Origin of the sequence: Candidatus Desulfosporosinus nitrosoreducens (assembly GCF_030954495.1) — a bacterium.
GTDB classification, from domain to species: Bacteria; Bacillota; Desulfitobacteriia; order Desulfitobacteriales; family Desulfitobacteriaceae; genus Desulfosporosinus; species Desulfosporosinus nitrosoreducens.
In genome coordinates, this window is record NZ_JAVHUW010000044.1 from 45,280 (window position 1) to 61,224 (window position 15,945).

Consider the following 15,945-nt stretch of genomic DNA (forward strand, 5'->3'; position numbering starts at 1 on the left):
AGGGGTATGTCATGAAAACCAGAGCAGTACGCTTATATGCAGAAAATGATCTGCGTTTGGAGGAATTCGAGCTGCCGGAAATTACGGATGAGGAAATCTTGGTTGAAGTCATCTCAGACAGCGTCTGCATGTCGACTTATAAAGCGGCCATTTTAGGCACAAAACACAAGAGAGTGCCTCAAGATATCGATGTTCATCCCATTATCGTGGGGCACGAGTTTGCCGGCAACATTGTAAAAGTAGGTAAAAAACTGAAGGGCCAATTTAAGGAAGGAAATAAATTTGCCTTGCAGCCCGCTTTGAATTACAAAGGGAGTATGTGGTCGCCCGGCTATTCTTACCGCTATTTTGGCGGCGATGCCACCTATAATGTGATTCCCCGTGAGGTCATGGAAATCGGCTGTTTCCTTAATTATCAGGGAGAAACCTATTATGAGGCTTCTTTGGCCGAACCGATGTCTTGTATTATCGGAGCTTTCCACGCCAGCTACCACACAAGCATGGGAAGTTATGAACACCGCATGGGTATTGTTGAGGGCGGAAAAATGGCTTTGTTAGCGGCCGCCGGCCCCATGGGACTGGGAGCCATTGACTATGCTCTGCACGCGGATCGCCGCCCCTCTCTGCTCGTGGTGACAGACGTCGATGAAGAGAAACTCGCCCGGGCCCGCACGATTTTTACCGCGGCAGAAGCCAAGAAATGCGGAGTGGAGCTGGTCTTTGTCAACACGCAGGGAGTGGCCGACGTTCCGGCCAAGCTGCGCGCTTTGACAGGCGACACCGGTTTTGATGATGTGTTCGTCTTTACTCCGGTCAAGCCTGTGGTTGAACAGGGGGACCAGATTTTGGGCCGTGACGGTTGTCTTAACTTTTTTGCCGGTCCGACCGATCCTCAATTCGGCGCTCACCTGAACTTATATAACGTTCATTACGGGTCAACCCATATTATGGGCACAACGGGAGGGAACACGGCAGATCTGCTGGAATCCTTGAAAATGACGGAAGAGAAAAAAATCAATCCCGCCGTTATGGTAACCCATGTCGGCGGCCTGGATGCCGTGGCGGAGACGGTTTTAAACCTGCCCCATATTCCCGGCGGGAAAAAGCTGATCTATACGCACATTAATATGAAATTAACGGCTATCGATGATTTTGTTAAACTTGGACTCAATGACACCCGCTTTGCCTGCCTGGCCGACATTGTCAGCAACAATAAGGGTTTGTGGTGCGCTGAGGCGGAACGCTATCTGCTTGAGAAATGGAGGGATTAATCATGCTCACCCGTGAATTGACGATCAACAACAAGTCGGGGCTTCATGCCCGTCCGGCGTCTTTGTGGGTTCAAACCGCCAGTCGCTTTCGCAGCAAAATCAAGATTAAGCGCCAGGATACTGTCGTCGATGGCAAAAGTATTTTAGGGATTCTTTCCTTAGGCTTATCGAAAGGCAGCATTTTTGAACTCTTAGTTGAGGGCGAGGATGAAACGGAGGCCGTTGCCGCCTTGGAGGCGTTAATGATTGATTTAGAAAACCAGGACGGGTAGGTAGAAGGACATGAATAATAAGATTTGGCGCGGGCTTGGGGTTTCGGCAGGAAGGGCGGCAGGCCCAACCTGGTATTTAAAAGGATTTCAAGCGGAGGCGACGCCGAAGACCTCTGAAAGCCGTTCCCCGGAAGAGGAACTGTCCCGTCTGCAGCAAGCGGTCACCCGCACGGAACAGACCCTGACCCGTCTGGAAGAACAAGTCAAGGTTGAGCAAGGTGAGGAAGTCGCTCAAATCTTTGTCGCCCATAAATTATTGCTCAGCGACCCCGCCTTTATCGGCGAGGCTCAGGAACGCTTGCAAAAAGGACAGTTAAGTGCCGAAGAGGCCCTTCGGGAAGTGGCGGAAGAAGCCGTCAAAATGCTGCGCGGTTTGGAAGATCCTTATTTTCAAGAGCGGGCAGTAGATGTGCAGGATGTTTTGGTACAACTTTTGAAAAGTCTTCAGGATGTCCAAGAAGAAGGAGCGGACTTGTTTCCCCCAACCGGAGATTATGTTATTCTGGCCGATGAGCTGACTCCTGCCCAGACCATTGCCTTGCCCAAGGAACGCGTTCTTGGTTTTGTTGTGCGCCAGGGAGGGAAAACCTCTCATGCCGCCATTTTGGCCCGGACCTACGGTATCCCCGCCCTCGCAGGTGTGGCCGGAGACTGGGAAGATTTGAAGCTTGAGAAATGGGTTGAACTGGACGGCGAGGAAGGTTGGATACGTCCTTCCGCTGAAAACCGCATTGTCTTTGCCGACAGCGGGTTAAGAGAGGAAGAAATTTCCTTGCCCGACAATGCTCTGCAGGACATGACTTTAGCGGCCAATATCGGCAGTCCGGGTGACTTGCCGCTGGTAGAGAAGTTTAAAGCTCAAGGCATCGGCTTGTACCGGACAGAGTTTTTATTTATGGGAGAGGAGCTTCCCAGTGAAGAAGAGCAGGTGGAAGCTTATCGCCAGGTCGTTGCAGCCTGTGCACCGCAACTAACCGTCATCAGAACCTTGGATATCGGGGGAGATAAAAAAGCCCCCGCCCTGGGCCTTCCTCAAGAGAAAAATCCTTTTCTCGGTGTCCGGGCGCTGCGGCTGACTTTGCGGCGGCCCGAGCTGTTCCGCCAACAGCTGCGGGCCATATGGCGGGCGGCTGCCTCGGGCCCGACTGCTGTCATGTTTCCTATGATAGCAACCTTGGAGGAACTTGATCAGGCTAAGGAAGCTCTTTGGGCCGCCCGGGAAGAAGTGTTACAGTCGGGTCATGATGTGGGAGAACTCCAGATCGGGATGATGATTGAGATTCCCTCCGCCGCCTGGCTGGCCGACCAATTTGCCGCCAAGGTTGACTTTTTCTCTATCGGCACCAATGATTTGACCCAGTATATGCTGGCCGTTGATCGGGAAAACACGGAACTGGCTGACCTCTATCAGCCCTATCACCCCGCCGTTCTGGGGATGATTGCCCGCGTCAGTCAGGCCGCGCTCCGGAGAGGAATCTGGACAGGAGTGTGCGGAGAAGCGGGAGGGGATGCTCTCCTGGCTCCTTTCTTTCGAGCCGTAGGGATCAAAGAATTGAGCATGGCGCCGGGTTCTTTGGTGAAAGTCAGGGCAGCCTTGGGGAAACTGGCTTTATCGCCGGGTGAGAGTGAGTCCTTGGTCGAATCTGTTTTGGCCTGCGGCAGTGCTGCCGGTGTGAGAGAAGCCCTTGAATCCTTTCTCTCCAGGCAAATTGTCTAACTGTCCTTCTTTGCGCTTGTTTTGTTCAGTGGTTTTAGGCAGTTAAGAACCGTATGGATTTTTGATTACCTTGGTTATTACCTGAAATGTCCATGGTATAGAGGGAGGGTTAAGATGCTGACAGTCGGCCAGTTAGTAGAGGAATTTAATGTTAAGATTGTGGCCGGGCGCGGGGGCTTGAATAAGGAGATTACGGATTATAGTCTCAAACGGCCCAGCGCCGAATTAGTCGGCTATCTGACCTACCTTACTCCCCAAAGAATTCAGATTTACGGCCGCACGGAACTGGGGCTGTTTCAGCAGCTCGCGCCGGAGCTGCGCTATGAGAATCTGGGCAGAGTCATGCTTGCGGAAGTCCCCTGTCTGATTGTCACCCGGGGCTTGCCGGTGCCGCCGGAATTTATTCAATTGGCAGAAGAGAGAAATATCCCTTTGCTGGCCAGCGAACGCTCCACAACTCAGCTTTACTACTTGCTCATCCGTTTTTTGGCCAATCGCCTGGCGCCTTCAACCTTAGTTCACGGCGTTTTGGTCGATGTTTACGGAGTCGGGGTTTTAATCACTGGAGATAGCGGCATTGGGAAAAGCGAAACAGCTTTAGAACTGATTCGCAACGGACATTTGTTAGTGGCCGACGATGCCGTTGAGGTACAGCGGGTTGACGAAGAAAATTTGTACGGCAGAGCGCCTCAAGCCATCCGGCATCTCCTTGAAGTGCGGGGGCTGGGAATCATGGATGTCACGAAACTTTTTGGAGCCGGTGCTGTTCGCGATGAGAAGGAAATCCACCTGCTTGTGGAATTAGAGGAATGGCAAGAAGGGAAATATTACGACCGCTTGGGGTTTGATCCTCCTCAAACGTTTACGATTCTCGGCATCCCCGTCCCCAAAGTGACAGTCCCGGTGCGTCCGGGACGCCAGCTGGCGTCGATCATCGAGGTTGCGGTTATGCAAAACCGGCTGCGCAAGACGGAAGACGGGCATCCGCTGTTCCAGAGCGGATACTAAAGAAAACTAGCAACGGTTTTTCGAGGGGGCAACGAAAGTTGCCCCCTTACTGGCAGTGCCAATAATTTATAAACACAGTTCGACTATTTATGCATAAATCACATTGACCTTACAATAATAATGTTATATTCTAAAAATGATAAATTTTGATTTAAATCAACAAATAATATGGTCAGGTTAAGCAAACGACCATAAGTTGTAGTCTTTTGAAAGGATGAGCCTTCGTTGGAGAAAAAACGTAAAAAGCGAAGAGCGGTGGTTTATTGCCGCGGTGGAGTTCGCGCAAACTCAAAGGTTGAGCGCAGCTTATTAGACGGTGATTGCAGCCAGGCATTGGCGAAATATCCCGAAGGCATTCTGGAATGTGAGCGGGGTTGCCTTGGTCTGGGCAGTTGTGTCAACAGCTGCCGCTTGAAAGCAATTCAGATCAATTCCTATGGCGTCGCAGAGGTGGACCCTGGAAAATGCGTAGGGTGCGGGCTCTGTGTTAAGGCATGTCCCAAGGGACTCATTGGTATGATCCTGCCCGAAAACACGATTATGCCCCGATGCTCGAATTTAGACCAAGGTCCTGCCGCAAGAAAAGTCTGCGCAGTCAGCTGTATTGCCTGTCGCATCTGCGAAAAAAACTGTCCTGCCGATGCAATCATGGTGATTGAGAATCACGCTGTTATCAATGAAGAGCGCTGCATTGCCTGCGGGATGTGTGCGGTAAAGTGCCCCCGCGGTGTGATCATTGACTCGGATGGAATTTTTACAACCGTGTGACAGCAAATCACGGTATTGACATGAAATTACAGAGGAAGAGGGAACTATGGGAGAACACTATTGTTTTACCGTTAATGGCGCGCTCTGCGATACCACAGAGGACAAATCATTGCTTCGATTTCTGCGGGACGACCTGCATCTGCATTCTGTCAAGGATGGCTGCAGTGAAGGGGCCTGCGGCACCTGTACCATAATTGTAGATGGCAAGGCCATAAAGTCTTGCGTCTTGACCACTAAGAAATCGGTAGGGCGAACGATCCTGACTGTGGAGGGATTGAGCGACCGGGAGAAGGAAGCGTTTGTCTACGCTTTTGGAAATAAGGGTTCGGTTCAGTGCGGCTTCTGCATCCCCGGAATGGTGCTGGCGGGAAAAGCGTTAATTGACCGGATTCCCGATCCCTCGGAGGAAGAGATTAAGCTTGCGCTTAAGGGCAACATCTGCCGGTGTACCGGATACAAAAAAATAATCGAAGGCATCCAGCTTGCAGCAGCAATCCTCCGCGGCGATGCACAGATCGAAACCGAATTGGAAAAAGGCGAGGATTTTGGCGTGGGAAAACGCGCTTTCCGGATCGATGTCCGGGAAAAGGTGCTGGGTTACGGCGAGTATGTAGACGATGTAATAATGGAGGGAATGGTTCATGCCTCCGCTGTCCGCTCCAAGTATCCAAGGGCTCGTGTGCTGGAAATCGATGCAACCAAAGCCCTGGCTCTGCCCGGCGTTCTGGATGTGCTGACAGCCGAAGATGTACCTAACAACAAGGTAGGCCATATCCAGCAGGATTGGGATACCATGATTGCCAAAGGGGACATCACACGGGCGGTGGGTGACGCCATCTGTTTGGTAATCGCCGAAACCGAGGAGATTTTGGAGAAAGCCAAAAAGCTGATCAAGATTGATTATGAAGAATTGGAGCCAGTGCGCAATGTCTGGGAAGCCATGGCCGAAAACGCACCGAAAATTCACGAGAAGGGAAACCTGTGCCAATCCCGCCATGTCACCAGGGGCGACGCGAAGAAGGCCTTGGCCGAATCGAAATATACCGTAACCCAGAGCTACAGTACTCCGTTTACCGAACATGCCTTCCTGGAGCCGGAATGCGCTATTGCCTTTCCTTACAAAGATGGGGTTAAGGTTTATAGCACCGATCAGGGCGTGTATGACACCCGGCATGAGATCGCTATCATGCTGGGATGGGAGGATTATGACCGGATTGTAGTGGAGAACAAGCTGGTAGGCGGCGGTTTTGGCGGGAAGGAGGATGTTTCGGTTCAGCACATCGCAGTATTGGCCGCGCTGAAGGTACAGCGCCCGGTAAAAGTGAAATTCTCACGCAAGGAATCGCTGGCTTTTCATCCCAAACGCCATCCTATGGAGGGCACGTTTACCTTGGGCTGTGATGAAAATGGGATCTTTACGGGCCTCGATTGTGAAATTTATTTTGATACCGGCGCCTACGCCTCGCTGTGCGGCCCGGTTTTAGAGCGTGCCTGCACCCATTCTGTCGGCCCATATTGCTATCAGAATACCGATATCCGCGGCTATGGTTACTATACAAACAACCCGCCGGCCGGTGCTTTCCGGGGATTTGGCGTATGTCAAAGTGAATTTGCGCTGGAATCCAACATTAACCTGCTGGCGGAAAAGGTTGGAATTTCTCCCTGGGAAATCCGCTATCGCAACGCCATTGAGCCCGGTAAGATTCTGCCCAACGGCCAAATCGCGGATTGCTCCACCGCTTTAAAGGAAACACTGGAGGCGGTTAAAGAGGCTTATGAGAAAAATCCAGGCCGCGCCGGCATTGCCTGCGCTATGAAAAATGCGGGTGTTGGTGTCGGGCTGCCGGATAAGGGGCGTGCCAAGCTGGTGGTTCAGAATGGCACTGTGGAGATTTATGCCGCCGCTTCGGACATCGGGCAAGGTTGCGCAACCGTATTTGTTCAGATGGTTGCGGAAGCGACCGGCCTGAAACGGGAGCAGATTCGGAATATGGGGAGTAATTCGGAGGTGGCGCCCGATTCCGGTACGACCTCCGGTTCCCGCCAGACCTTGATCACGGGAGAAGCAATCCGCATGGCTTCCGCCGATCTGAACAAGGCCCTGCGGGAAGTGGGCGGGGATCTTTACCAGCTAGAGGGGCGGGAATTCTTCGCGGAGTTCTTTGAGCCGACCGACAAACTGGGATCGGACAAGCCAAACCCTAAAAGCCATGTGGCTTACGGTTTTGCGACCCATGTAGTAATTATCGACGATGAGGGCCGGGTGAAAGAGGTCTATGCGGCTCACGACTCTGGAAAAGTTGTGAATCCCATTGCCATACAGGGGCAGATTGAAGGCGGCGTTCTGATGGGACTTGGATATGCGCTGACTGAGGACTTTCCGCTCAAGGACTGTGTCCCGCAAGCAAAATACGGCACTCTGGGATTGATGCGGGCCAATCAAATTCCGGATATCCACGCCATTTATGTAGAAAAGGATGAGCTGCTGGATATAGCTTACGGCGCTAAGGGAATTGGCGAGATCGCTACGATCCCAACCGCTCCCGCGGTGCAAGGAGCATATTATGCTCTGGATCATGTTCTTCGAACCAAATTCCCCATGGAGGATACCTATTACAGAAAGCCCCAAAAGGCAGGAGGTGTATAAGATGGAGAACTCGTTCCATCTTGAAAATGTCGTTCATTTTTCTTCCTCCTCTTCAATGAAGGACATAGCAATGGTGGCCGGGGCCGGATATTCTTCCTTGTTTAAGCAGTATACGATTTATCAGTTTGAAGAGCAGCTTTTTCGGCTGTCCCAAGTTGAAAGCTATATAGAGAATAGTCTAAACAATATGGGATTCCAAGCTTTGGAGGAGATTTGCTCTCTGATGATTAAACACAGAAATCGGGAAAAGGGCTTTTCTGACTCTGTAGATGGCGATAGCTGTGACGTTATCGGCAACCAAGAGATTCTCTGCCATATTCATCTTTGCGGCGTTCAAATATTGCGTAATCCCTATAATACCCATGATCCTCTTTTTGGGGCAGTCTTTTATTTTCGGCCCGGCTGGCAACCCAATTGTATGACTGAGCTATTGGTATTGGGTGACGAAGTTCTAGGTTATCAAGATTATAGCGATATGGCCGCAAATATTATCTGGCATGCACGCAGGTCAATGCTTTGTTAGCGCAGCTGCAAGCTTAACATCTGGAGGAAATCTGCTCCAACCGTGGTCGGGACTGCTTTGATTACCAACAAGCAAAAACAGATGCTTTTGCCGCATCTGTTTTTGTAATTTTCCTCACCTGGAACGGGTTAACGGCCCCTAGCATTCCAGTATTAAGGCATATCCGAAAAACTCTGCAGGCAAACAGGCAGAGTTTTCCGAATATGCCTTATTTGTTATTCTTTGAAGTCAATTAAAAATCCTTCTTGGCGAAGAACGTCACATACTTGTTCCAACACCTCTTCATTGGGGGCTTCGATAGTGTGCAGATGCAGCCCTCCTGTCAAAGAGGAGAGTAAATTGGCATTATTTTCTGCCATTTGCGCCACGAATTTTTTGACATCGAGGCGGCTTTTAAGCTTCAGAGGGCGAAAAATTTTGCCGTAAACCGAATGCTCTACTCCAACATCGAGTACACTAACTCCATGGTCCACTAAGATATTCAATTCTTTCTCTGTATCTAAAGGTGAATGCCGGCTATAGACGATTTTTTGCAGGCCTTTCGGGCCGATATCCGTAGAATAGAGATAACCCTGAGGGGTAGCGATGACCGGTTCTTCCGCCGCCCGCAAAAGGGCTATGTCTTGAACGATAACCTGGCGGCTCACTCCTGTAAGTTTGGCTAAAGAAGCGGCTTTAATAGGTTCTTGGCTGTTCTTGAGAATGTTCAGCAAACTATCTCGGCGTTCTCGCCCAGATTGTCCTTCTTTTTGGCTCATCAAAAATCACCTGCCTTATGCTTGATTTTAATATGGGAGGTGAAAAATTGTCAAATTAGTGTCTTGACACATGTAAAGATATTGTGATAAAACAAGATAACGAGAGATGAGGGTTTTGCCATGGCTCTGAGATCCCCGTTATTTTATAAAGAAAGAGGAGTACGATGTGAAAATTAGTGAACGGTTGGAGCAGTTGCCGGTCTCAAGGTTTCATTATGCTTTACTTATCACAGCAGGTTTAGGTTGGATGTTTGATTCCATGGACACGGGCATTGTATCGTTTGTTTTGCCGGTGCTGATGAAAACGTGGAATTTAACGCCGGAACAGGTTGGAAATATTGGCAGCATCGGTTTGCTGGGTATGGCAATAGGGGCCATTATTTCCGGAACGTTTGCGGACAGAATCGGACGGAAAAAGGTCTTTGCCTTTACTTTGCTGACGTACAGTATAGCTACGGGGTTGTGCGGGCTTTCCTGGAACTTAACATCGCTGATGGTCTTCCGTTTTATCGTCGGTTTTGGCCTGGGCGGACAGCTTCCGGTGGCGGTCACTTTAGTCAGTGAGTTTTCTCCGGTTAAACATCGCGGCAAATTTCTGGTTCTGCTGGAAAGCTTTTGGGCTTTCGGCTGGCTGCTGGCAGCCATAATTTCTTACCTTATTATTCCAAGGTTTGGCTGGCCGATTGCTTTCTTTATCGGATTTCTGCCGGCTCTTTATATTTTATATTTATGGCGCTCCATCCCCGAGTCGCCGCGTTATTTGGAGAGCCAAGGGCGTATAAAGGAAGCAGAAGAGATCGTGGCGAAAGTCGAGCAGGCAAGTAACGCCTCAGCAAAACCAAAGGTTTCGGGAGGAGCAAGCAGGGGCAGAGAAGCAGAAGTGAGAACACAGCCTGATCAGGCCAAGTTCAAGGAGCTTTTTTCCCCTACTTTTGCGCGGAGGACGATTTTTCTCTGGCTGCTGTGGTTCGGAATCGTCTTTTCGTATTACGGGATTTTTACCTGGCTTCCTTCCCTGCTGGCTCTTAAGGGCTTCTCGCTGACGAAGAGCTTTAGTTATGTCATAATCATGACCCTCGCCCAGATCCCCGGCTATTTCAGCGCGGCCTATTTTGTAGACCGGCTCGGACGTAAACCGACTCTGGCGCTCTATGTTTTGGGAACGGCGATTACCGCCTATTTCTTTGGGCAAGGAACAACAGCGACGGTCATTCTTACCATGGGCTCTCTAATGTCCTTCTTTAACTTGGGAGCTTGGGGAATTCTCTACACCTATACCCCCGAACTTTATCCGACTCACGCCCGGGCGACAGGTTCAGGCTGGGCGGCAGGCTTCGGGCGTATCGGAGGCATTTTAGCCCCTATGATCGTGGGGGCAATGCTTGGCAATCATCTGGAGACGCAAACCGTGTTTCTCCTGTTCGCCCTTGTTTTAGTGGTGGTAGTGCTGGACGTCCTTATTCTGGGCGAAGAGACAAAGGGGCAATCGCTGGAGCAGCTTGCTCCGGAACAGTGAATTGATCCAGCTAAAGCTAAACGTTGAAGTTTCTCACCTTACCGGACAATATTGCCAAGGGAACGTGTCGTGCTTGCGGATGACGAGCATAAACCACTTGCCCTTGGCTTATTTTTTATACACTTCAGGGTTAAGACAATTGGGGGGAAGTTCCCCTTTCATCGCAGCTAAGATATTAGATACGGCAATGAGGCCCATTTTAGTGCGGGTATCTATGGTTGCACTGGCAATATGGGGGCAGAGGGTTACATTATCGAGCTTACTTAAACCTTCGGCTAATTTAGGTTCCCATTCATAGACATCCAGGCCTGCTCCCCAGATTTCCCCGCTTTTTAAGGCTTTGACGAGGGCTAATTCATCGACGACCGGGCCACGGGAAGTGTTGATTAAGATGGCTGTTTTTTTCATCAACCCGAACTCTTTCTCGCCGATCAGGTGGAAGGTCTCGGGCAGAAGCGGCGTGTGGATGGATACAAAGTCCGAGGTTTTAAGGAGGGTTTCCAGATTGACAAACTGACCACCCGTCTCCTTTTCAAATTGGAGGTTAGGTGCTCTGCCTGTGTAGAGCACTTTCATAGCAAAAGCCGGGGCCCTTTTCGCAAAGGACAAGCCGATTCTTCCGGCCCCTATAATTCCCATAGTTTTGTTCATGACGTCTTGCCCAAGAAAAAGCAATGGTCCCCAGCCCTCAAATTTTCCTTCTCTTGTATACCGGTCAGATTCCGCGACCCGGCGGGCGACGGAAAATAATAAAGCCCAAGCCATCTCGGCGGTAGTGTCGGTAAGCACCCCAGGGGTGTTGGAGATCATGATTCCCAGTTCTGTCGCAGAGGGAATGTCGATGTTGTTAAAACCAACTGCGTAGTTGGCAAAGATTTTGGTGCCTGCGGCCGCTTTAAGCACTTCGGTATCAATAAGGTCAGTCAGCAGGCACAGCACGGCGTCCCTGCCCCGGATTTTTTCCAAAAGAGCCGGTTTGGAGAGAACCCTACCCTCGCGATTCACTTCAATGTCGCAATGTTCAGCCAGCAGGTCAAGAGCCGGCTGAGGGATTTCGTTAGTTACATAAACGTTCCATCTAGTCATGTTCATCCTCCGCTTGTGTAATCTGATTATAAAACTATTAGTTCCCATTATGAAGTACATTATAACTCCAAACTATGGTTAAAGGTTAGGGCGGATCAAGCTGAATTAAAATTCTTGATTGTATTTTAGCATGTCCAGCCATCCTATATCAGCAGGGGAGCGTTTTTATTTTCTGCTCATATTGCGCCTGCTTTATGGGAACAATTATTTCATTGTGAGGAAGTTTTTCCAGAGAATTTGAAAATCTACCGGATGGATAAGGAGTAATTACTGCCATGCTAAAACTAGCTAAATATCTGAAACCGTTTCTAACTATAATTATCGGGGCAATTATTTTGATCTTTGTCCAAGCTATGTGTGACCTTTCCTTGCCGGATTATATGTCCAATATTGTAAATCAGGGAATTCAGCAAGGGGGGATTGTCAACGCTATCCCGCGGGCAATCAGACAAAGCCAAATGAATCATCTCGTTTTATTTATGAGTGCGGACGCCAAGACAGAGGTCATGAGGGATTACACCTTGATAGATGCTTCGAGCCCGGATTATGCCAAGTATGTTCAAGACTATCCGGCTCTGGCCCAGGAGCCTGTCTATGTTCTTAATACTCTTGACAAGTCGGAAACGGATCAACTGAACCCGCTAATGGGGAGGGCTTTATTAGCTGTTTCAGGTATCGACAAGTTGAAATCCGAAGCCAAAGGAGGAGTCATTTCCTTTAACGGCATGAAGATTCCGGCTAATACAGATCTGTTTGCGTTGCTGGCTAAGATGCCTCCGGCCCAATTATCTCAAATCAATGAGGCTATGAATAAGCAGTTTCTTTCTTTAGGAGACAGCATGATTATCCAGGCTGCAGTCCCGTCAGTAAAAGCCGAGTATGCCGCCTTGGGAATGAACACTGCTAAAGTTCAGAGCGACTACATCAGGAACATTGGCATTCTCATGCTTCTAATAGCCTTGCTCAGTGCGGTTTCTACGGTAATGGTAGGTCTCCTGGCAGCGAGAATGGCGGCAGGGTTGTCGCGCAATTTGCGCAAAGCAGTCTTCACCAAGGTCGAGAGCTTCTCCAACACGGAGTTTGATAAGTTTTCCACGGCTTCCCTGATCACGAGAACGACGAATGATATTACCCAAATTCAAATGCTTGTGGTCATCATGATCAGAATGGTTTTTTACGCTCCTATCATGGGGGTGGGAGGGGTATTCAGAGCTTTAGGCAAAAGTACGTCCATGTCCTGGGTCATTGCCTTGGCAGTGATTGTGCTGCTCGGTTTAATCCTGGCGGTGTTTTCCGTAGCCATTTCCAAATTTAAAATCATTCAGAAGCTCATTGACAGGCTCAACTTGGTCACCCGTGAAAACCTTTCGGGGATGATGGTCATAAGAGCCTTCAATACTCAGAAGTTTGAGGAAAATCGTTTTGACAAAGCCAATTTGGACCTTACAAGTACCAACCTCTTTGTCAACCGTTTAATGGTGGTGATGATGCCTGCTATGATGCTCATTATGAATGGAGTCACGCTGCTCATTATTTGGGTAGGCGCAACACAAATTGCCGACTCCAAGATGCAGGTCGGCGACATGATGGCCTTTATGCAGTATGCCATTCAAATCATCATGGCTTTCTTAATGCTTTCCATAATGTTCATCATGATCCCGAGAGCTTCCGTATCCGCCCAGCGCATTGCCGAAGTCTTAGGGTTGGAACCCACCATCCTTGATCCGGTGAAGCCGAAACATTTTGCTGAAAGTCTGAAAGGCATACTGGAATTTAAAGATGTCTCTTTCAGATATCCCGGTGCAGAGGAAGACGCGCTGAAGAACATTAACTTCAGAGCCGTTCCTGGTCAGACCACGGCCATCATTGGCTCTACCGGCGCGGGAAAAACAACTCTGATAAACTTAATTCCCCGTTTTTATGATGTCACGAATGGTCAAGTGCTCATTGAAGGGGCGGATGTCCGGGACGTCACCCAGCATGAGCTTCGCGACAAAATTGGCTATATACCGCAGAAAGGCTCGTTGTTCAGCGGCACGATTGAGTCCAATTTAAAGTATGCCGACGAAAATGCGAGTGAAGAAATGGTGAGAAAATCCGCAGAAATCGCCCAGGCTATGTCCTTTATCAATGAGAAGCCGGAGGGCTTTCAAACGGAGATCTCCCAGGGGGGAACCAATGTCTCCGGCGGACAGAAGCAACGCTTGTCAATTGCCCGCGCCCTGGTCAAAAGGCCGCAAATCTATATTTTTGACGACAGTTTCTCCGCTTTGGATTTTAAGACGGATGCAGCCTTGAGAAAAGCTCTTAAAGCGGAAACGGGGGAAAGCACGGTCTTGATTGTTGCCCAGCGTATTTCAACTATTATGAATGCTGAGCAGATTATTGTGCTTGATGATGGCAGGGTGGCCGGTATGGGTACTCACCAGGAGCTTATGGAGCAATGCCAAGCCTATCAGGAAATTGCTTTATCCCAGTTTTCTAAGGAGGAGTTAGCATGAGTGAGCAAGGTGCAGCACCAAAACCGCAGCGGCGAAGGCCGGCAGGCGGCGGTTTTGGAGGTGGTTTTGGCGGCGGCATGGGGCAGGGCGGAGAAAAAGCTCGAAATTTTAAAGATACAATGAAGAAATTGCTGCAATATCTGAGTGTCTACAAGATGTCCATGGTCATTGTGTTCGTATTTGCGGCGGCAAGTGCCGTATTCTCCATTGTGGGTCCTAAAATTATGGGCAATGCCACCACAAATCTGTTCCAAGGGGCTATGAATAAGATTTCCGGCAGCGGCAGCGGTATAGATTTTGCCTATATCCACAGAATTGTTCTCATCCTGGCAGGCTTATACATAATAAGCGCTCTCTTCAGCTATATTCAGGGTTGGGTGATGTCCGGCATTTCAATGAAGGTGAGTTACCGTTTCCGCAAAGATATCTCCGAAAAAATCAACCGCATGCCTTTGAAGTATTTTGAAAGCACAAACCATGGTGAAGTGCTGTCCAGAGTCACTAATGACGTTGATACCCTCAGTCAGACCCTGAATCAAAGCCTGACTCAAATTATTACTTCGATTACAACCGTTATCGGGGTGCTGGTCATGATGTTCAGCATAAGCTGGGTTTTGACGTTAGTCGCTTTTTTTATCATTCCGGTTTCTATGATCATTATTATATTTGTGATCAAATGGTCGCAAAAGTATTTTAAAGTACAGCAGGATTATTTGGGACATTTAAACGGTCATGTCGAGGAAATGTACGGTGGGCACACCATCATGAAGGCTTTTAACGGGGAAGAACAGAGTGTTGAAAAATTTGACGGCTGGAATTCCAAACTTTATGGAGTCGCCTGGAAATCGCAGTTTTTGTCGGGGCTGATGATGCCGATTATGAGCTTTGTCAGTAATCTGAGCTTCGTAGCCGTATGTGTTCTGGGGGGCTGGCTGGTTATTAAGAAGAGCATTGAAGTGGGGGACATTCAAGCGTTCATCCAGTATGTGCGTTCATTTACCCAACCCATTACCCAGCTTGCCAATATCTCCAATATCCTGCAGCAAACGGCTGCCTCCGCTGAGCGGGTCTTTGAATTTTTAGCGGAGGAAGAAGAAGTTCCAGAAGAGTCCAACCCTGTCAAGCTGGCTAATATTGAAGGCAGTGTAGAATTTAAGGACGTTCATTTTGGCTACACTCCTGAAAAAATCGTCATTAACGATTTTTCCACCTTGGTTAAGCCGGGGCAAAAGGTTGCTATTGTCGGGCCGACCGGTGCGGGCAAGACGACGATCGTTAAACTTTTGATGCGCTTCTATGATGTCAACGGGGGGGCAATTTTAGTGGATGGCCAGGATATTCGCAACTTCATCCGCAATGACCTGCGCTCTCTCTTCGGCATGGTTCTGCAGGATACCTGGCTCTATAATGGCAGTATTATGGAGAACATCCGCTACGGCCGGCTTGACGCCACGGATGAAGAAGTTATTGCCGCGGCTAAGGCCGCGCATGTCGACAGTTTTGTGCGCACTTTGCCCAATGGTTATAACCTGGTGTTGAATGAAGAGGTTTCCAATGTGTCTCAGGGACAAAAGCAGCTTCTGACCATTGCCCGGGCTATTCTTGCCGATCCCAAGATCCTTATTCTCGATGAAGCCACAAGTTCGGTCGACACCCGTACAGAACTGCAAATTCAGAAGGCAATGGATCACCTTATGACGAATAGAACCAGTTTCATCATTGCCCACCGTTTGTCGACCATCCGCGATGCCGATTTAATTCTTGTCATGAATCATGGAGATATTGTTGAGCAGGGGCATCATAAAGAGCTTCTGGCTAAAGGCGGTTTTTATGCCAACCTGTATAACAGTCAGTTTGAAGCTCCTCAGGCAGGCTGAC

Annotated in this window: 12 protein-coding genes; 10 read left to right on the plus strand and 2 right to left on the minus strand. The window is 49.3% G+C overall.

Annotated features, from left to right (window positions below):
* Positions 1-11 precede the first annotated feature (11 nt).
* The 7 genes from REC12_RS08700 to REC12_RS08730 all read left to right on the plus strand — a co-directional run bounded on the left by REC12_RS08700 (position 12) and on the right by REC12_RS08730 (position 8,206).
* Entirely contained in the window at positions 12-1,271 is a 1,260-nt protein-coding gene (locus REC12_RS08700) for a zinc-binding dehydrogenase (RefSeq protein ID WP_308893646.1), read from the plus strand.
* A 2-nt stretch (positions 1,272-1,273) separates the two neighbouring features.
* Positions 1,274-1,543, plus strand: coding sequence for an HPr family phosphocarrier protein (locus REC12_RS08705; protein WP_308893647.1), 270 nt, complete (start codon positions 1,274-1,276; stop codon positions 1,541-1,543).
* A 10-nt stretch (positions 1,544-1,553) separates the two neighbouring features.
* Positions 1,554-3,260, plus strand: coding sequence for a phosphoenolpyruvate--protein phosphotransferase (ptsP, locus tag REC12_RS08710; protein WP_308893649.1), 1,707 nt, complete (start codon positions 1,554-1,556; stop codon positions 3,258-3,260).
* A 114-nt stretch (positions 3,261-3,374) separates the two neighbouring features.
* Positions 3,375-4,268: an HPr(Ser) kinase/phosphatase gene (hprK, locus tag REC12_RS08715; RefSeq protein ID WP_308893651.1), complete on the plus strand. Its 894-nt coding sequence runs from the start codon at positions 3,375-3,377 to the stop codon at positions 4,266-4,268.
* 225 nt (positions 4,269-4,493) lie between these two features.
* A complete protein-coding gene (locus tag REC12_RS08720) occupies positions 4,494-5,036 on the plus strand; it encodes a 4Fe-4S binding protein (RefSeq protein ID WP_308893652.1) in 543 nt (180 codons plus the stop codon).
* A 46-nt stretch (positions 5,037-5,082) separates the two neighbouring features.
* A complete protein-coding gene (xdh, locus tag REC12_RS08725; protein ID WP_308893653.1) occupies positions 5,083-7,683 on the plus strand; it encodes a selenium-dependent xanthine dehydrogenase in 2,601 nt (866 codons plus the stop codon).
* Between the two features lies 1 nt (position 7,684).
* Complete coding sequence (locus tag REC12_RS08730) at positions 7,685-8,206, plus strand: hypothetical protein (RefSeq protein ID WP_308893654.1); 522 nt, start codon at positions 7,685-7,687, stop codon at positions 8,204-8,206.
* A gap of 215 nt (positions 8,207-8,421) precedes the next feature.
* Here the strand turns inward: REC12_RS08730 and REC12_RS08735 are convergent, their stop codons facing one another.
* Positions 8,422-8,964 carry a transcription repressor NadR gene (locus tag REC12_RS08735; RefSeq protein ID WP_308893656.1) on the minus strand — a complete coding sequence of 181 codons (543 nt, stop codon included), beginning with the start codon at positions 8,962-8,964 and terminating at the stop codon, positions 8,422-8,424.
* Positions 8,965-9,130: 166 nt separating this feature from the next.
* Here REC12_RS08735 and REC12_RS08740 point away from each other — a divergent pair, with 166 nt between their 5' ends.
* A complete protein-coding gene (locus tag REC12_RS08740; RefSeq protein ID WP_308893658.1) occupies positions 9,131-10,480 on the plus strand; it encodes an MFS transporter in 1,350 nt (449 codons plus the stop codon).
* 108 nt (positions 10,481-10,588) lie between these two features.
* Here the strand turns inward: REC12_RS08740 and REC12_RS08745 are convergent, their stop codons facing one another.
* A complete protein-coding gene (locus REC12_RS08745) occupies positions 10,589-11,566 on the minus strand; it encodes a 2-hydroxyacid dehydrogenase (RefSeq protein WP_308893660.1) in 978 nt (325 codons plus the stop codon).
* Positions 11,567-11,841: 275 nt separating this feature from the next.
* Here REC12_RS08745 and REC12_RS08750 point away from each other — a divergent pair, with 275 nt between their 5' ends.
* A complete protein-coding gene (locus REC12_RS08750; RefSeq protein WP_308893662.1) occupies positions 11,842-14,067 on the plus strand; it encodes an ABC transporter ATP-binding protein in 2,226 nt (741 codons plus the stop codon).
* The gene (locus tag REC12_RS08755) at positions 14,064-15,944 is read left to right on the plus strand and encodes an ABC transporter ATP-binding protein (protein ID WP_374214190.1); all 1,881 of its coding nucleotides are present in this window, start codon (positions 14,064-14,066) and stop codon (positions 15,942-15,944) included. Before REC12_RS08750 ends, REC12_RS08755 begins: the two co-directional genes overlap by 4 nt.
* Position 15,945 lies beyond the last annotated feature (1 nt).